Origin of the sequence: Halomonas sp. SCS19, assembly GCF_040147015.1 — a bacterium.
GTDB classification, from domain to species: Bacteria; Pseudomonadota; Gammaproteobacteria; order Pseudomonadales; family Halomonadaceae; genus Halomonas; species Halomonas litopenaei.
The window spans coordinates 3,848,294-3,865,988 of sequence record NZ_JAMSHN010000001.1; the positions used below are offsets into that span (position 1 = coordinate 3,848,294).

At 64.9% G+C, this 17,695-nt stretch carries 15 protein-coding genes; 9 read left to right on the plus strand and 6 right to left on the minus strand.

Features of this window, described 5'->3' with window-relative positions; all coding sequences use genetic code 11:
- Positions 1–39: 39 nt before the first annotated feature.
- Positions 40–1,416: a glutamine synthetase family protein gene (locus NFH97_RS16725; RefSeq protein WP_349625185.1), complete on the minus strand. Its 1,377-nt coding sequence runs from the start codon at positions 1,414–1,416 to the stop codon at positions 40–42.
- A 249-nt stretch (positions 1,417–1,665) separates the two neighbouring features.
- Between NFH97_RS16725 and NFH97_RS16730 the strand changes: the two genes are divergently transcribed.
- Both NFH97_RS16730 and NFH97_RS16735 read left to right on the plus strand, forming a co-directional pair.
- On the plus strand, positions 1,666–2,406 hold the full coding sequence (locus NFH97_RS16730) for a gamma-glutamyl-gamma-aminobutyrate hydrolase family protein (RefSeq protein WP_253552121.1): 741 nt from the start codon (positions 1,666–1,668) through the stop codon (positions 2,404–2,406).
- 374 nt (positions 2,407–2,780) lie between these two features.
- Positions 2,781–3,122 (plus strand): hypothetical protein, encoded by a 342-nt coding sequence (locus NFH97_RS16735; protein ID WP_349625186.1) that lies wholly within the window; start codon positions 2,781–2,783, stop codon positions 3,120–3,122.
- Positions 3,123–3,416: 294 nt separating this feature from the next.
- Here the strand turns inward: NFH97_RS16735 and NFH97_RS16740 are convergent, their stop codons facing one another.
- Positions 3,417–5,330 carry a Na+/H+ antiporter NhaC family protein gene (locus NFH97_RS16740; protein ID WP_349625187.1) on the minus strand — a complete coding sequence of 638 codons (1,914 nt, stop codon included), beginning with the start codon at positions 5,328–5,330 and terminating at the stop codon, positions 3,417–3,419.
- Positions 5,331–5,637: 307 nt separating this feature from the next.
- Here NFH97_RS16740 and NFH97_RS16745 point away from each other — a divergent pair, with 307 nt between their 5' ends.
- Both NFH97_RS16745 and NFH97_RS16750 read left to right on the plus strand, forming a co-directional pair.
- Entirely contained in the window at positions 5,638–7,041 is a 1,404-nt protein-coding gene (locus NFH97_RS16745) for an aspartate aminotransferase family protein (protein WP_349625188.1), read from the plus strand.
- Positions 7,038–8,534 carry an aldehyde dehydrogenase gene (locus tag NFH97_RS16750; protein ID WP_349625189.1) on the plus strand — a complete coding sequence of 499 codons (1,497 nt, stop codon included), beginning with the start codon at positions 7,038–7,040 and terminating at the stop codon, positions 8,532–8,534. The genes NFH97_RS16745 and NFH97_RS16750 overlap by 4 nt, the downstream gene beginning before the upstream one ends.
- Before the next feature lie 257 nt (positions 8,535–8,791).
- Here the strand turns inward: NFH97_RS16750 and NFH97_RS16755 are convergent, their stop codons facing one another.
- The 4 genes from NFH97_RS16755 to gatC all read right to left on the minus strand — a co-directional run bounded on the left by NFH97_RS16755 (position 8,792) and on the right by gatC (position 12,673).
- Positions 8,792–9,343 carry a cupin domain-containing protein gene (locus tag NFH97_RS16755; RefSeq protein WP_045993048.1) on the minus strand — a complete coding sequence of 184 codons (552 nt, stop codon included), beginning with the start codon at positions 9,341–9,343 and terminating at the stop codon, positions 8,792–8,794.
- Between the two features lie 73 nt (positions 9,344–9,416).
- Positions 9,417–10,871 carry an Asp-tRNA(Asn)/Glu-tRNA(Gln) amidotransferase subunit GatB gene (gatB, locus tag NFH97_RS16760; protein ID WP_108132890.1) on the minus strand — a complete coding sequence of 485 codons (1,455 nt, stop codon included), beginning with the start codon at positions 10,869–10,871 and terminating at the stop codon, positions 9,417–9,419.
- Positions 10,871–12,331, minus strand: coding sequence for an Asp-tRNA(Asn)/Glu-tRNA(Gln) amidotransferase subunit GatA (gatA, locus tag NFH97_RS16765; protein WP_349625190.1), 1,461 nt, complete (start codon positions 12,329–12,331; stop codon positions 10,871–10,873). Before gatA ends, gatB begins: the two co-directional genes overlap by 1 nt.
- Positions 12,332–12,385: 54 nt before the next feature.
- Entirely contained in the window at positions 12,386–12,673 is a 288-nt protein-coding gene (gene gatC, locus NFH97_RS16770) for an Asp-tRNA(Asn)/Glu-tRNA(Gln) amidotransferase subunit GatC (protein ID WP_045993051.1), read from the minus strand.
- A 177-nt stretch (positions 12,674–12,850) separates the two neighbouring features.
- Here gatC and NFH97_RS16775 point away from each other — a divergent pair, with 177 nt between their 5' ends.
- From NFH97_RS16775 to rng, 5 genes are all read left to right on the plus strand, one after another.
- A complete protein-coding gene (locus tag NFH97_RS16775; RefSeq protein WP_045993052.1) occupies positions 12,851–13,888 on the plus strand; it encodes a rod shape-determining protein in 1,038 nt (345 codons plus the stop codon).
- 77 nt (positions 13,889–13,965) lie between these two features.
- Positions 13,966–14,862 (plus strand): rod shape-determining protein MreC, encoded by an 897-nt coding sequence (gene mreC / locus NFH97_RS16780; RefSeq protein ID WP_045993053.1) that lies wholly within the window; start codon positions 13,966–13,968, stop codon positions 14,860–14,862.
- Positions 14,862–15,350 (plus strand): rod shape-determining protein MreD, encoded by a 489-nt coding sequence (mreD, locus tag NFH97_RS16785; RefSeq protein WP_045993054.1) that lies wholly within the window; start codon positions 14,862–14,864, stop codon positions 15,348–15,350. The genes mreC and mreD overlap by 1 nt, the downstream gene beginning before the upstream one ends.
- Before the next feature lie 46 nt (positions 15,351–15,396).
- The gene (locus tag NFH97_RS16790) at positions 15,397–16,041 is read left to right on the plus strand and encodes a Maf family protein (protein ID WP_348814456.1); all 645 of its coding nucleotides are present in this window, start codon (positions 15,397–15,399) and stop codon (positions 16,039–16,041) included.
- A 189-nt stretch (positions 16,042–16,230) separates the two neighbouring features.
- A complete protein-coding gene (rng, locus tag NFH97_RS16795; protein WP_124803768.1) occupies positions 16,231–17,694 on the plus strand; it encodes a ribonuclease G in 1,464 nt (487 codons plus the stop codon).
- Position 17,695: the final 1 nt, after the last annotated feature.

Genomic DNA, 17,695 nt, shown 5'->3' on the forward strand with positions numbered 1-17,695 from the left:
TACGGGAGTCCGGGGCGATAGCGTCGTGATTTCCCGCGCTCAGACGTGGCGCAGGTACCAGTCGTACTCCAGGCGACTGACGCTTTGCATGGCCAGTTCGCGCTCGGCGCGACGGTTGGCCAGAAACACCTTGAGAAACGCCTGGCCGAAGGCTTCTCCGAGGGGTTCGCTGTGCTCCAGCAGGTCGAGGGCCTTTGACCAGCTGTTGGTCAGGGTGGGCTCGTACTGGCGGTAGGCGTTACCAGTGACGGGCTCCCCCGGCGAGACAGCGGTATCCAGACCGTGACAGACCGAGGCCAGCAGGGTGGCCAGCAGCAGATAGGGGTTGGCATCGGCTCCGGCTACTCGATGTTCTACCCGGCGGGCGGCGTTGGCTCCAGAGGGGATCCGCAGTGCCACCGAGCGGTTATCGTAGCCCCAGGTCGGCGTCATCGGCACATAGAGGCCGGGCTGGAAACGTCGGAAGGAGTTCAGATTGGGCGCGAACAGCGCCATAGAAGCAGGCATCAGCTCCATCAGGCCACCGATGGCATGACGCAAGGCAGGGGTCCCCAGCGGGTCACCATCGCTGTCGGCGAAGACATTGTCGCCGCTTTCGTCGATCAGGCTCATGTGGACGTGCATGCCGTTGCCGGCCTCGCCGCCGTAGAGCTTCGCCATGAAGGTGGCCTCGAAACCGTGGCGCAGTGCCACGCCCTTGATCAGGCGCTTGAGCAGCACCGCGCTGTCGCAGGCCTTCATCACGTCATCGCCGTGGATCAGGTTGATCTCGAACTGCCCCGGGGCGCATTCCTTGAGCGCGGTGTCCAGCGGCAGTTGCTGTAGCTGGGCGGCGGCGTGCACCTCCTCGAGGAAGTCGGCGTACTCGTCGAGTTCGTTGATCGAATATAGCTGGCTATCGCTCGCCCGCTCGCCGCTGGCCGGGGAACGGCAGGGCTGGGCCATACCCATCTCGTCGCGTTGGCGATCGACCAGATAGAATTCGAGCTCCAGCGCGACCACCGCCTTGAGGCCGCGTTCGGCCAGTCGCTCGACCTGGCGCGCCAGCACGTTGCGGGGATCGGCGAAGAAGGGGCCGTCCTGGTCGTCGCGCATGTTCATCAGCAGTTGCGCCTGGCGTCCCTTGCGCTGCCAGGGTGTGACCATCAGGGTGCCGGGAACGGGACGGCAGACCTGATCGCGATCGCCGATGTCGAGTCCCAGCCCGGTTTCCTCGACGGTATTGCCGGTGATGTCGAGGGCGAACACTGAGCCGGGGAGCTGGATGCCGCTTGCGTAGGCCTTTTCGAGGTTGTCACAGGGGATGCGCTTGCCGCGCAGCACGCCGTTCATGTCGCTGATCAGCAGGTCTACGCTGTCGACCTCGGGATGTCGGGCCAGAAAGTCGCGAGCTTCGTCGACGCTGGGGGTGCCCATGCTGTCACCTTTTGTTGGTTCGTTGTGATGTGGCTAGTGTTTCGCTGACCGGGCCATGGTGTCAAATTATTTACGCGTAGAGGTGAGGGGCTTGTCGAGGTGACGAGTGGTCTTTTGTTTTATTTAAGTTAGTAAAAACAAGTAGTTGGTAGTCTTTCTGTCAAGATTTTCGGCGCCGGGCTTGGCAAGAAAATCCGACCAAGGTATGTTGAGGAAACCATAACAACGGATAGAGCTGCGAGGAGTTCGATGAACATTCGTCCGCTGGTTGGCGTCATCGCCTGCCGTCGAGAGGTCGAGGGTCACCCGGCCCACATGGTGACCGACAAGTATCTGCGCGCCCTGCGTGACTACGGTCTTGAACCGATCATGCTGCCGGTGTGGCAAGGGCAGGGCCAGGAAGATGCCCGGGCGCTGCTGGCGCGCCTCGATGGACTGGTGCTGACCGGCAGCTACACCAACGTACTGCCCGAGCGCTACGGTGCCGAACGCGAACCGGAGAATACCCGGGACGACGTGGATCGCGACGCCGCCGCCATGAGCTGGGTGCCGCTGGCGCTGGAGCAGCAATTGCCGCTCCTGGGCATCTGTCGAGGATTTCAGGAGCTCAACGTGGCCTTCGGCGGCAGCCTGCACCAGGCGGTGCAGCGGGTGCCGGGGCGGCTCGATCACCGCGAGCCGGAGGGTGAAAAGGCCGAGCAGTATGCGCCGGTACACGACCTCGAGATTCAGCCAGGCGGCCGTCTGGCCGCGCTTTACCCCGAGGCCAGCGCGCGGGTCAACTCGCTGCATCAGCAGGGTGTCGATCGACTTGGTGAGGGGCTGCGCGTGGAGGCGCTGGCGCCGGACGGGCTGGTGGAGGCCATCTCGGTGGCTGACGCGCCGGGGTTCACCCTGGCGGTGCAGTGGCATCCGGAGTGGGAGCCCCAGTCCCATCCGCTGTATGACGCCATCTTCAAGGGCTTTGCTGCTGCCTGTGCGACGCACTAGGGCTTGTCTGAAAAGTGCCTGCACTCGGTAATACGGCGTTAAAAATCGGATCAAAATGCTCATTTACACCCCGTAAACTGCGCTTTCTCACCGATTTTTGCCTTGTCTAACCTTCGCTCGTCGACTTTTCGGACAGCGCCTAATGTCCTGGGCGTCGGCGTCGTGCCGAGTTGGTCAATGACGTCAGCCAGGCGGTGTGTTTGACGCTGAGTTCTGCCTGCTTCGATGAATACTGTGCCGACTTACCACTGTCGGTGGGGAAAAGCTGTCCGCTGCCTCGACAGGCATAGAGATCCTTCTATGCTCAAACGGTGAGGATCGCCCCTGATGCTCGCAGTTGGATGCCCCCTCTCAAGGAATCGAAGGAGAAGACCATGGTGATCAAGCGTTCGTCTTTGATGCTGGTGCTTGCGGGTTCGCTGCTGTCTCTGGGCGCGGCGACGGCCCTGGCGGAGTCTAGTGCCCAGGATGAGCATCGCCAGGAAATGGAAGAGCAGGCGGCCACTTCTCAGCCCGGTGAAGGCATGATGGATCAGACCAACGAGGCCTTGCTGGAAGGGTCCGCCGCGGCTACCGAGAAGCGTCAGGAAATGCTCGAGGGCACTTCGGACCCGGGCAATGCCGAGGGCAAGATGGATGGCTACAACGCCGAACTGCTCGAAGGCAGTGCGGCCGCCACCGAAAAACGTCAGGAGATGATGAAAGAGCAGGAGTAAGCCTGCGACGGGGTCATCGACCCAGGCCTCCTGGCGACCTATCGCTTAGCAGATGACAGCGGTGCCGTAGTCACAGGGTCACCACGTCGTGCTGGCACCCTTTCGCAACGTCGTCACAACACTTGAAGTCGTCACAACACTTGAAGTCGTCACAACACCTGAAGTCGTCCCAACGAAAGCGCCGCCCCAGGAGGGCGGCGCTGTCGTTGTGAGGTAGAGGTAGTGGAAGTCGTCACGCTGGACGGAGCGGGCGCTGGCTCGCCAGCGCCCGAAGGCGCTCAGGCGCTCAGGCGCTCAGGCGCTGGCGTCGCTGGCCGTCGCTACCTTCGTTGCCGCGGTCGCGCGCTGGCCCAGGGTGAACAGCACCGCGGTCAGGGTGGCGACGCCTCCCGCCAGGCCCAGCCACCAGGGCAGGCCGAAACCGGTGCCGAGTGCGCCGAACAGCAGCGCCACGATGCCGACCAGCATGGCGTAGGGTAGCTGCGTCCTGACGTGGTCGATCAGATCACAGCCGCTGGCCATGGCCGCAAGCAGGGTGGTCTCGGCCAGCGGCGAGCAATGATCGCCCCACACCGCGCCGGCCAGTACTCCCGCCACCGAGGCGTACAGCAGCGGCATGCCTTCGGCGGTGCCGGCCATGCCATTGTGCTCGAGTACGGCCCAGGCCAGCGGTACCACCAGCGGCATCATGATGCCCATGACACCCCATGACGAACCGGTGGCGAAGGCGGTGAAGCCGGCCAGGCCAAAGATCACCGCCGGCATCCACTGCGGTGACAGGCTATCGCCCAGCACCGTGACCAGAAAGTCACTGGTGTGCAGGTCCTCGTTCACGCTCGCCAGTGCCCAGGCCATCATCAGAATGGTGATCGGCAGCAGCATCGACTTGACGCCCTCGAACCAGTAGTGGGCGGTTTCGGTCATGCTCATCAGTCGCTGCGCCTGGGTCATGATCACCGCCGTCACGCAGGCCGCCAGCGAACCCCACATCATGGCGCTGAAGGAGTCGCCCTCGCCGAAGATGTCGCGCAGCTGATGGTCGCCGCCACCGAGGGCAGCGAGGCCGGTGGCGTAGATCCCGCCCAGGGTGATCGCCACCAGCACGATCATTGGTATCACCGCGTTCAGCGCCCGGGTGGGAATGCCTTCCTTGGTGGGGATGTCGGCTTCCTCGACGATGGCTTCCCGGCTGCTCATTGCCTGGCGGGCGCCGGGCTCGGACAGTGCCTTGCGCTCGGCGGTGAGCATGGGGCCAAAGTCACGACCGCTCCAGGCCACCAGGAAGACGAAGGCGAGTGCCAGGATCGGGTAGGCGTTGTAGGGAATGGCGTTGATGAACACCGAGTAGGCGGACTCGTTCCAGTCATCGATGGCATCCATCGCCTCGCTGATCAGTCCGACCTGAAAGCCGATCCAGGTGGTCACCAGCATGATCGCGGACACCGGTGCGGCGGTACTGTCCACCAGGTAGGCCAGCTTGGCTCGCGAGATCCTCACGCGGTCGGTGATATGGCGCATGGTGTTGCCGACGATCAGGGCATTGGCGTAGTCGTCGAAGAAGATGGCCAGACCCAAAAGCGCGGTGGAATTCTGCGCCTGGCGTCGTCCACGGATCACTCGCGCGATGCGCTCGGCGATGCCGCGGGTGCCGCCGTTGCGCGAGATGATGCCGACCATGCCGCCGATCAGCAGGCAGAACAGCACGATCGACATATGGTCGCTGTCGCTGGCGGCGGACAGCACGTGGACGTTGACCGAGTCACCGAAGGCGCCGAGCAGGGCGCCGGCGTTCATGCCGTGGAGCACCCAGCCGCCGAGCAACAGCCCGGCAAACAGCGCCAGGATGACCTGGCGGAAGGCCAGCGCCAGGGTGATGGCGGTCAGGGCAGGCAGCAGCGAGAGCCAGGCGGGAACAGGGTCGAGTTCGAGGGTGGCGGCGGGGGTGTCGGAGGCGTCGTAAAGCGACAGGGTGCGAGGGCCGTCGGTGACGGTCAGGCTGAGCGTCGCGACCCCGTCGGCGTCGACCTCGAGCGGATGGCGGCGAGTGCCGTCGTCGATGTGCCAGGGGCGGTCGGGATCAAGCCCGCTGGCCTCGACGTCGGTGGCGACCCCTTCGAGCAGGATGTCCGGGCCGCTCAGCTGGGGTGCTGCCTGGACGGTGGAAAGGCTCGCCCACAGCAGCAAGAGCGACAGCAAGAGCAAAGGCACGCATCGGGTTTTTCGCCGGCCCGTCGGCGAAGGACATGGTGGTTTCATGGTGGCCCCGGTTGTTGTTGGAAGGTGTGGAGAGCGCCGTTTGGCGTCAATGAAAGTTGGTCGTTTGGCCATTGGTTGTCAATTTTTTTTGTGGTTAAAAATAAAAAATATCGACATTGTACGATGGTCGTAGACTAGTAATCAGTGACTTATGGTTTTTTTCTAAGGAAATGCTGCGCTAGGCTTGGCTTTCACGAGAAGGGTGGTTATGTTGAGTAAACCATAACAAAGCAACTCACCAATATCGGGAGACTTGGCCATGACCTCGCCAGGCGCCGCACGGCTCAAAGAGCTCGATCGCGAACACCATCTGCACCCCTTCACCGACTTCAAGGCGCTTGGGGAGGAAGGCAGTCGTATCATCGTTGACGCCGAGGGGGTCTACATCCAGGACGCGGATGGGCATCGCATCCTCGATGGCATGGCGGGACTCTGGTGCGTCAACCTCGGCTATGGGCGTCAGGAGCTGGTGGACGCCGCCAGCGAGCAGCTCACCCAGCTGCCGTACTACAACAATTTCTTCAAGACCACCCATCCACCGGCGGTGGAGCTTGCAGAGACCCTGTGTCGACTGGCACCGGCGCACATGAATCGGGTGTTCTTCACCGGTTCCGGCTCCGAGGCCAACGACACCGTGCTGCGGATGGTGCGTCGCTACTGGGCGCTCAAGGGCCAGCCAGAAAAGCAGTGGATCATCGGTCGCGAAAACGGCTATCACGGCTCCACCGTGGCCGGCATGAGCCTGGGCGGCATGGCGCCGATGCATGAGCAGGGTGGTCCCTGTGTGCCGGGTATTACCCACATCCGTCAGCCTTACTGGTTCGGCGAAGGGCGTGATCAGACCCCGGAGGCCTTCGGTCGTGCCTGCGCCGCGGCGCTCGAGGCGCGTATCCAGGAGTTGGGGTCCGACAAGGTCGCGGCCTTTATCGCCGAGCCGGTACAGGGTGCCGGCGGCGCCATCATTCCCCCGGACAGCTACTGGCCGGCGATCAAGGAGGTGCTCGAGCGCCACCAGATTCTGCTGGTGGTCGACGAGGTGATCTGTGGTTTCGGCCGTCTGGGCGAGTGGTTCGGCAGCGTTCACTACGACCTCAAGCCTGACCTGATGCCGATCGCCAAGGGGCTGTCCTCCGGCTACCTGCCGATCGGTGGGGTGCTGGTCGGTGATCGTGTCGCCGACACCCTGATCGACGAGGGCGGCGAGTTCTACCACGGCTTCACCTACTCGGGGCATCCGGTGTGCGCCGCGGTAGCGCTCAAGAACCTTGAGTTGATGCAGGCCGAAGGCGTGGTCGAGCGGGTGCGTGATGATCTGGGGCCTTACCTGGCGACGCGCTGGAAGTCCCTGGAGTCCCACCCGCTGATCGGCGAGGCGCGCTCGCTGGGTCTGATCGGCGCCCTGGAGATCGTCGCCGACAAGGACAGCGGCAAACGCTTCGACAAGTCGCTGGCGGTGGGCAACCTGTGTCGCGATATCTGCTTCGAGACAGGCCTGGTGATGCGCTCGGTGGGAGACACCATGGTCATTTCACCGCCCCTGGTGATCAGCCACGATGAAATCGACGAACTGGTGCGTCTGGCCCGGGAGGCGCTGGACGAGACGCTGCGCCGGCTGACCGCCCAGGGCGTCGAGATCACCGCCGCCGAGGAGGCTGATGCATGAGTCGTCCCCTCGACAAGGCTGGCTGGCAGGCCGTGGCCGACACCCTGACGGCGCGGCTGGAAACCCGCGCCTATATCGATGATCGCTTCGTCGACGCCGCCAGCGGCGAGACCTTCGAGACCATCAACCCCGCCACGGGGGAAGTACTGGCGCGGGTCGCAAGCTGTGATCAGGCCGATGCCGAGCTGGCGGTTGCCCACGCCCGGCGCGCCTTCGATGGTGGTGAATGGTCGCGCCTGGCGCCGACCCGGCGCAAGCGGGTGCTGCTGCGGCTGGCCGAGCTGATGGAGGCCCACCGCGACGAACTGGCGCTGCTCGATACCCTGGACATGGGCAAGCCGATCACCAGCGCGCTGGGTGACATGGCCGGCGCCATCGGTGCGATGCGTCACCAGGCCGAATCCATCGACAAGCTCTATGGCGAGGTCGCGCCCACCGGCGAAGAGGCGCTCGCGCTGGTGCTGCGCGAGCCGATCGGGGTGGTGGCGTCCATCGTGCCCTGGAACTTCCCGATGATGATGACCGCCTGGAAGATCGCACCGGCCCTGGCCGCCGGCAATAGCGTCATCCTCAAGCCATCGGAGAAGTCGCCACTGTCGGCGCTTCGTCTGGCTGCTCTGGCCCAGGAGGCCGGCCTGCCACGCGGCGTGCTGCAGGTGTTGCCGGGCTATGGTCACACCGTGGGCAAGGCGCTGGCGCTGTCGATGGACGTCGACTGTCTGGCCTTCACCGGCTCCACCGCGGTCGGCAAGCAGCTGATGCAGTACGCCGGGCAGTCCAACCTCAAGCGGGTCTATCTGGAGTGCGGTGGCAAGAGCCCCAATCTGGTGTTCGCCGACTGCAGGAATCTCGCGCAGGTGGCGCACCACGCCGCCGAGGCGATCTTCCATAACCAGGGGGAGGTGTGTATCGCCGGTTCGCGGCTGCTGGTCGAGAACAGTGTGCGCGAGGCCTTTATCGAGCACCTGCTGGCGGCGGCCGAGTCGATGCAGCCGGGGGATCCGCTGGACCCGTCGAGCTTCATGGGGGCGATTGTCGATGCGACCCAGCACCGCCGCATCCTCGACTTCATTCGCCAGGGGCAGGAAGAAGGCGGACGGCTGCGTGCCGGCGGCGAGGCGCTCGACGGGCCGGGGCTGTTCATCCAGCCGACGGTGTTCGACGGTGTCACCGAGGACATGACGATCGGGCGTGAAGAGATCTTTGGCCCGGTGCTGTCGGTGTTCGGCTTCGACAGCGAAGAGCAGGCCATCGCCCTGGCCAACGACTCGGTCTATGGGCTGGCTGCCGGGGTGTGGAGTCAGGACGTCGACCGCATCATGCGGGTCAGTCGTCGTCTGCAGTCGGGCCAGGTGTTCGTCAACAACTGGGCAGGCGGGGACCAGAGCGTGCCCTTCGGCGGGGTCAAGCAGTCCGGCAATGGCCGCGACAAGTCGCACCACTCGTTGGCCGAATACACCGAACTCAAGAGCGTCTGGATCGCCTTGAACTAGACTCCCGGTCCGATGTCATCAACGCGCACTGATGGGAGATGACTCCCTGATTGGCCACGCCTTGCGTGGCCTTTTTTGTGGTTTGCAGGGCGGGCAGTGCCGAAGGGTAGGGGGCTGTCAGTGTCCGAGCGACGCTACTAGAAGGCTCGCGCTGGGGTGGTGCAGCTGACCAGCCGGCAGGCACTGGGTAGGCGCCGGGGTTGCGGAGACCTTGCCTTGGGGCGCCGCTAAGCCGACGCCACGGTACTCGCCGCTCGCTAGAAGGCTCGCGCCGGGGTGGTGCAGCTGACTAGCCGACAGAGGGTCTCGCTGGGGTTGCGAAAGCGGTGGGGCACATTGGTGTCGAAGTAGTACGCCTCGCCGGCGCCAAGTACCCGGGTCTCGGCACCGATGGTGATCTCGATCTCGCCCTCGAGCACCACCCCGGCTTCCTCGCCCTGGTGGGTGATCATCTCGCGGCCGGTATCGGTACCCGGGGGGTAGGTCTCGATCAGAAACGACAGGGCGCGCGACTCGCGGTTGGCGCCCACCAGCTTGAACACCACGTCGCCGCTGCCCATGTCGGTCAGTTCGTCGGCGCTGTAGAACACCTGGTTCTTGCTCTCCAGATCCATGGTGAAGAAGTCGCCGACGCTCATCGGGATGGCGTCGAGGATCTTTTTCAGCGAGCTGACCGAGGGGCTGACCTTGCCCTGTTCGATCAGCGACAGGCTGGAATGGGTCACCCCGCAGCGCTTGGCCAGCTCGCGCTGGGAGATGTTGCGCAGGTTTCGCAGGGCCCTCAGGCGGGTACCGACATCGTCCGACATCGCGGGTTCCTTGGGTAAAGCCAGTGGAAGCCGGCGATGGCGCTGCCATCGCCGGTGGTCGCCGTAGCGCCCATCAGCACAGGGCGTCGAGCTTTTCCTTGAGCAGGGCGTTGACCTGCTGGGGGTTGGCGGTGCCGCGTGAGGCCTTCATCACCTGGCCGACGAAGTAGCCGATCATCTTGCCGCGCTTGTCGGGCTCGGCGTCACGGTACTGGGCCACCTGGGCGGGGCTGTCGCTGATCACCTGGTCGACCATGGCCTCGATGGCGCCGGTGTCGGTGACCTGCTTCAGGCCCTTGGCCTCGATGATGGCGTCGGCGCTGTCGCCTTCACCGTTCCACAGCGCCTGGAACACCTGCTTGGCGGCCTTGCCGTTGATGGTCGAGTCGATCACTCGCTTGACCAGGCCGCCGAGCTGCTCGGCGCTGACCGGGCTGTCGGAGATGTCCAGTCCGTCACGGTTGAGCGCGCCGGACAGCTCGCCCTGGACCCAGTTGGCGGCCTGCTTGGCGTCGCCACAGATGTCCTTGACCTGCTCGAAGTACTCGGCCATCTCGCGGCTGGCTGACAGCACGCCAGCGTCGTAGGCGGACAGTCCCAGCTCGCTCTGGAAGCGCGCGCGCTTCTCGGCGGGCAGCTCGGGCAGGCTCTCGCGCAGGTGGTCGACGTAGGCGCAGTCGAGCACCACCGGCAGCAGGTCGGGGCAGGGGAAGTAGCGATAGTCGTTGGCTTCTTCCTTGGTCCGCATGCTGCGGGTCTCGTCGGCCTCGGGGTCGTAAAGGCGGGTTTCCTGCACCACCTTGCCGCCGTCCTCGATCAGCTCGATCTGGCGCTCGACCTCGTAGGCGATGGCGCGCTCGACGAAGCGGAAGGAGTTGACGTTCTTGATCTCGGCGCGGGTGCCGAATTCCTGCTGACCCTTGGGTCTGACCGAGACGTTGACGTCACAGCGCATCGAGCCTTCGGCCATGTTGCCGTCGGAGATGCCGAGATAGGTGACGATGGAGTGGATCGCCTTGAGGTAGGCCGCCGCCTCCTTGGCCGAGCGCATGTCCGGTTCGGAGACGATCTCCAGCAGCGGCGTGCCGGCCCGGTTCAGGTCGATGCCAGTCATGCCGTGGAAGTCCTCGTGCAGCGACTTGCCGGCGTCTTCCTCGAGGTGGGCGTGGTGCACCCGGATGATCTTGTTCTCGCCGTCCTCCAGGCAGATCTCCACTTCGCCGGCGCCGACGATGGGATGGTACATCTGGCTGGTCTGGTAGCCCTTGGGCAGGTCGGCGTAGAAGTAGTTCTTGCGATCGAACACCGATACCTCGGGGATCTCGGCATGGATGCCGAGGCCGAATTTCAACGCCATCGCCACCGCCTGCTCGTTGAGCACGGGCAGCACGCCGGGCAGGCCCAGATCAACGGCATTGGCCTGGGTGTTGGGCTCGGCACCGAAGGCGGTGGAAGAGCCGGAAAAGATCTTGGAGCGGGTCGCGAGCTGGACGTGCACCTCGAGACCAATGACGGTTTCCCACTGCATCAGGAGTTCTCCTCGGACATCTCGGGACGCTTCAAATGCCAGTCGGTGGCCTGCTGGAACTGGTGAGCCACGTTGAGCAGACGGGTCTCGGCGAAGTGGGTGCCGAGGACCTGCAGGCCCACCGGACGCTTGCCGGCAAAGCCCGCCGGAACGCTGATGCCGGGGATGCCCGCCAGGTTGACGGCGATGGTGTAGATGTCCTGCAGGTACATCGAGACTGGGTCCTTCTGGGCGCCCAGGTCGAAGGCTGGGGTCGGCGCGGCGGGGCCCATCAGCACATCGACCTCTTCGAAGGCGTCGAGGAAGTCCTGTCGAATCAGTCGCCGAACCTGCTGGGCCTTCTTGTAGTAGGCGTCGAAGAAGCCTTCGGACAGGGTGTGGGTGCCGATCAGGATGCGTCGCTTGACCTCCTCGCCGAAGCCCTCCGCGCGGGAGCGCTTGTACAGATCGATGAGGTCTTCGGGGTTGTCGCAGCGATGGCCGAAGCGCACGCCGTCGTAGCGCGACAGGTTGGAGGAGGCCTCCGCCGGTGCGATCACGTAGTAGGCCGGGATGGCGTAGGCGGTGTGGGGCAGGCTGACCTCTCGCACGCTGGCGCCGAGCGATTCGTAGACCTTGATCGCTTCGCCGATGGCCTGGTTGACGCCGGCATCGAGGCCGTCGCCGAAGTATTCCTTGGGCAGGCCGATCTTGAGGCCGGACAGCGGCGCGCTGAGCTCCTCGGTGTAGTCGGGAACACCGCGGGCCACGCTGGTGGAGTCGCGCACGTCATGGCCGGCGATGACGTTGAGCAGGTGGGCGCAGTCTTCGGCGCTGCGGGCCATGGGGCCGCCCTGATCGAGGCTCGAGGCGTAGGCGATCATGCCGTAGCGCGAGACCCGGCCATAGGTCGGCTTGAGCCCGGTGATGCCGCAGAAGGCGGCCGGCTGGCGGATCGAGCCGCCGGTATCGGTACCCAGCGCCGCCGGCACCAGGCCCGCGGCGACGGCGGCGGCGCTGCCGCCGGAGGAGCCGCCGGGGACGGCGTCAAGATCCCAGGGGTTCTTGACCGGGCCATAGAAGCTCGACTCGTTGGAGGAGCCCATGGCGAATTCGTCCATGTTGGTCTTGCCCAGGCTGACCGTGCCGGCGGCCTTGAGCTTTTCCACCACGGTGGCGTCGTAGGGGGCGACGAAGTTGTCGAGCATCTTCGAGCCGCAGCTGGTCTTGACCCCCTGGGTGCAGAAGATGTCCTTGAGTGCCAGCGGCACGCCGGTCAGGCGGCCGGCTTCGCCGCGGGCGCGGGCCTGGTCGGCGGCCTCTGCGGTCTCGAGCGCCTGGTCGGCGGTGACGCTGACGAAGCTGTTGAGTGTGCCGTCGAGGCGGTCGATGCGTCCGAGCAGATCCTGGGTCAGCTCGCGACTGGAGATCTCGCCGGCGTCGAGCGCCTGGCTGATCTCGGTCAGTGTCCTGTCATGCATGGGCCTGGCTCCCTGTATGCGTGAATCCAATGTCGAGAAGGGTGGGGCGCGGGGTCACTCGACGACCCGCGGCACCAGGTACAGGCCATTCTCGACCTGGGGAGCGCAGCGCTGGAAGTGCTCGCGCTGGTCGTTCTCGGTGACCTCGTCGGCGCGCAGGCGCTGGGTGGCATCGAGGGGGTGAGCCAGCGGGGCGACGCCTTCGGTGTCGAGCGCCTGGAGCTGATCGACCATCTCCAGGATCCGGCCGAGATCGTCGTGATAGTGGGCTGCGTCATTCTCAGAAAGGTCGATCCGGGCCAGGTGAGCGGCACGGAGGACCTCGGCGTGTTCAAGCGCCATGATCAATTCCTCGACGGAAGGGGTCCATGAAATGACCGCAGAAGGTACCACATTCGCGCGTCGTCGGGCAGGTCTTGCCGGTCAAGGGAGACGCGCATCACGCTTGCCGCTAGGGGGGGTCAGTGATACCGTTTGCGTCCGCACAGGGTTTCCGGTCTGCACTAGGTATCTTTATCCATGTTCAAACGTTTACGAGGTGTGTTTTCCAGCGATCTGTCGATCGACCTGGGGACGGCCAATACGCTCATCTATGTGCGTCATCGCGGGATCGTCCTGGATGAACCCTCCGTGGTCGCGATTCGGCAGTCCGGCAACATGCGCAGCGTTGCTGCGGTCGGCGCCGATGCCAAGCGCATGCTGGGCCGCACCCCCGGAAACATCACCGCCATTCGTCCGATGAAGGACGGCGTCATCGCCGACTTCACCGTGACCGAGCAGATGCTCCAGTACTTTATCCGCAAGGTGCATCAGAGCACCTTCCTGACGCCGAGCCCCCGGGTCCTGGTGTGCGTTCCCTGCATGTCCACGCAGGTCGAGCGTCGCGCCATCAAGGAGTCCGCCGAGGGCGCCGGTGCCCGTGAAGTCTTCCTGATCGAGGAACCCATGGCCGCGGCCATCGGGGCCGGGCTGCCGGTGGAAGAGGCGCAGGGTTCGATGGTTGTCGACATCGGTGGTGGTACCTCCGAGATCGCCATCATCTCGCTCAATGGCGTGGTCTATTCCGAGTCCATCCGCATCGGCGGCGATCGTTTCGACGAGGCCATCAGTTCCTATGTACGGCGCCACTATGGCAGCCTGATCGGCGAAGCCACCGCCGAGCGCATCAAGGAAGAGATCGGCTGTGCCTATCCGGGCGGCGAGCTGCGCGAAATCGACGTGCGCGGTCGCAACCTGGCCGAAGGCATTCCGCGCAGCTTCACCCTCAATTCCCACGAGATCCTCGACGCCCTGCAGGAGCCGCTGGGCTCCATCGTGTCGGCGGTCAAGAGCGCCCTGGAACAGTCACCGCCCGAGCTTGCATCAGACATCGCCGAGCGCGGCCTGGTGCTGACCGGTGGTGGCGCGCTGCTGCGTGATCTGGACAAGCTGATCGCCGAGGAGACCGGCCTGCCGGTGGTGGTCGCCGATGACCCGCTCACTTGCGTGGCACGTGGTGGCGGCAAGGCGCTGGAGATGATCGATCAGCACACCTTCGAGCTGCTCTCCAGCGACTGACGACGTCTGGCCCAGGACCTCCAGGGAGTCGGCCTATCAAACCGCTGTTCTCGCATGGCTCCGTGCCCGGGTACCGCATGCTGTTGTGTGCGGTGCTCGCGGGCGGGCTGATGTTTGTCGATACCCACTTCACCCGAATGGAATCGGTGCGTGCCCAGTTGTCGACGCTGGTGGCGCCGATCCAGTGGGCCGTCAGTCTGCCCAGTGACGTGCTCAACTGGGGCGCCCTGGCGCTGTCCGAGCAACGCTCGCTGGTGGAAGAGAACGCGCGACTGCGCGAGCAGCTGCTGACCCTGTCCCATCGGGTACAGCGCATGGCCAGCCTGACCGCCGAGAACGTGCGCCTGCGCGAGCTGCTCGACGCCGCCCGGGATCACGAGGTGCCTTACCTCACCGCCGAACTGCTGTCGCTGGATCCCGACCCCTTCACCCACCAGATGGTGATCGATCGTGGCCGCCGCGATGGCGTCTATGTCGGTCAGCCGGTGATGGACTCCTCCGGTATCGCCGGTCAGGTCAGCGAGCTTTCCGCCTACTCCAGCCGCGTGCTGATGCTTACCGATGCCAGTCACGCCTTGCCGATCCAGGTCAATCGCAACGGGCTTCGCTTCATCATCCAGGGTACCGGCAGCTACGACGCGCTGAAGGTGCTGCACGTGCCGGATACCGCCGACATTCGCGTCGGTGACCTGCTGATGAGCTCCGGCCTGGCCGGACGCTTTCCTGCGGGTTATCCGGTGGCCAGGGTCAGCGACGTCAGTCACGATCCTGGCGAGCCCTTCGCCACGGTCAGCGCCGCTCCCGTCGCCCAGTTGCAGCGCTCGCGTCACTTCCTTCTGCTGTTTCCGCCGGAGCCTGCGCTCGACGTCTCGCGAGGACGCTGGCACCCGGAGCTGGACCCCGAGGCCGTCGAGGCAGCCCGCCGCCTGGGTGAGCTGTTGACGCCCCCCGAGCAAGACGAGGAGGACGACTGATGGCCGCTACCCCTCGCGTCAGCCTGGTGTGGGTATGGTTGACCCTGTCTCTGGCGCTGTGTCTGCAGGTCATGCCCATGGCCGACGGCTGGCAGGTCTGGCGGCCCGACTGGCTGGGCCTGATGCTGTTGTACTGGTGCATGGCACAGCCCGACCGGGTGGGCGTCTTTCATGGTTTCGTGCTGGGCCTGCTGCTGGACCTCATCGAAGGGGCGCCGCTCGGGCAGAGCGCGCTGACGCTGTCGTTGCTGGCCTTCCTCTCGGCGCTGGTATATCCCCGCTTCAGGACCTACTCGCTGCTCCAGCAGGCGGTGCTGATCTTCGTCTTGCTGGGACTGGTGCAGTTGGTGGAACAGTGGCTGCGTACTCTGTTCGGCCCGTTTTCCATGCACCTGTCGTTTCTGATGCCATCGTTGATCGGGGCGGCGCTGTGGCCCTGGCTGGCGACCCTGTTCAAGGCCATCGGCCGGCGTTCCGCCAAGACCTGAATCCCTCATGACCTGAGCCCCCACGAAAGCGTTGGAGACGCAAGCGATGAGTGAGCCCCTCGATGCTGATGTGAACTCCCCGGTGCTGCGCCTGGCCTCGGCCTCGCCCCGGCGGCGTGAGCTGCTGGCGAGCATCGGTGTGGCGGTGGAGATCGCGCCGGTGGATATCGACGAGACGCCGCATCCTGGTGAACCGGCCCGGGATTACGTCGCCCGCCTGGCCCGGGCCAAGGCCGTGGCTGGGGCTGGGGCAGAAGCCGAGACCGAGGCCTGGCGTGAGACGGGCCTCGACTTGCCGGTGCTGGGCTCCGACACGTCGGTGGTGCGCGACGGCGAGATTCTCGGCAAGCCTGTCGACGCCGAGGACGCCTTTGTCATGCTGCGCTCGCTGTCCGGGCGCTGGCATCAGGTGATGACCTCGGTGGCGGTCAGCGGACCCGCCGGGGTGCTCGAGGCAACGGTCGTCAGCGATGTGCTGATGCGTGAGCTCCAGGACGACGAGATTCGCGCCTACTGGCGCACCGGTGAGCCTGCCGACAAGGCAGGCGGTTACGCCATCCAGGGGCTCGCCTCGATCTTCGTCGAGCGCGTCGAAGGCAGCTATTCCGCGGTGGTGGGGCTGCCGCTCTACGAGACGGCGAGCCTGCTGCGCCGACAGCGCGTGCCTGTGTGGAACGGCGCTTTATTGTGACGGTGTCGTGAGGGTGGCGTGAGGGTGTAGTGGCGCCGCCGCTCGACGAGACGGCGGGCCGCCCGCTGGGCCACCGGCAGGCGTGTGCTGCTTCAGTCGAGCCGGACGGGAGGTCCGGCGCCAGCGCCATCGCAACCGCCGGCGGCTATGTCATAATGGCGCGAGACATCAAAGGACAAGGACTGCCGAATGAGTGGTGAAGTACTCATCAACCTGACGCCCATGGAAACCCGCGTGGCCGTGGTGGAGAACGGCGTGCTGCAGGAGGCCTTCATCGAGAGGGCCAGGCGTCGTGGCATCGTCGGCAATATCTACCAGGGCAAGGTGGTGAGGGTACTGCCCGGCATGCAGGCGGCCTTTGTCGATATTGGCCTGTCTCGTGCAGCCTTCATCCACGCCCACGATGTCGGTGAGCACAGCGCCAACGGTGATGACCAGCCGTCCATCTCGCAGCTCTTGCATGAAGGCCAGTCGCTGGTGGTTCAGGTCACCAAGGACCCCATCGGCTCCAAGGGCGCTCGCCTGACCACCCACTTGTCGGTGCCGTCGCGCTACCTGGTGTACATGCCGGACTCGCCTCATAACGGCGTGTCCCAGCGCATCGAGGACGAGACAGAGCGCGAGCGCCTGCGCGGTCTGGTCGAGGAAGCCGCGGCCGAGCAGCAGATCGAGGTCACCGGCGGCTTTATCGTGCGCACCGCCGCCGAGGGCGTGACGCTCGAGGAGATGGTCGCCGACATGCACTTCCTGCTGCGGCTTTGGCGCAAGGTCAGCGAACGTCGGCTGACCGCGCCGGCGCCCAGCGTCATCTACGACGATCTGCCCTTGTTCATGCGCACCCTGCGCGACGTCATGCGCGACGATATCGAGAAGGTGCGCATCGACTCCCGCGAAAACCACGTCAAGCTGGTCGAGTTCGCCGAGGAGTTCATGCCCTCGGCGGTGGGACGCATCGAACATTACGCCGGCGAGCGACCGATCTTCGATCTGTACAGCGTCGAGGACGAGATCCAGAAGGCGCTGGCGCGCAAGGTCCAGCTCAAGTCCGGCGGCTATCTGGTGATCGACCCCACCGAGGCGATGACCACCATCGACGTCAACACCGGCGCCTACGTCGGTCACCGCAACCTCGAAGAAACCATCTTCAAGACCAACCTCGAAGCGGCCACCGCCATCGCCCGTCAACTGCGTCTGCGCAATCTCGGCGGCATCATCATCATCGACTTCATCGATATGGTGGACACCGAGCACCAGCGCCAGGTGCTGAGGATGCTCGAGAAGTCGCTGGAACGGGATCACGCCAAGACCAAATGCACCGGCGTCACTGAGCTCGGGCTGGTACAGCTGACCCGCAAGCGCACCCGTGAAAGCCTCGAGCAGACCCTGTGCGAGCCGTGTCCCTCCTGCCAGGGCAGGGGCACCCTCAAGACGCCGGAATCGGTGTGCTACGAGATCTTTCGCGAGATCCTGCGTGAAGAGCGCGCCTACAATGCCGAAACCTACGCGGTGCTGGCCTCCCAGGCGGTGGTGGACCGACTGCTCGACGAGGAGTCGGCAGCGGTCGCCGATCTCGAGGAATTTATCGGCAAGACCATTCGTTTTCAGGTCGAGACCCACTATTCCCAGGAGCAGTACGACATCGTGCTGATGTGAT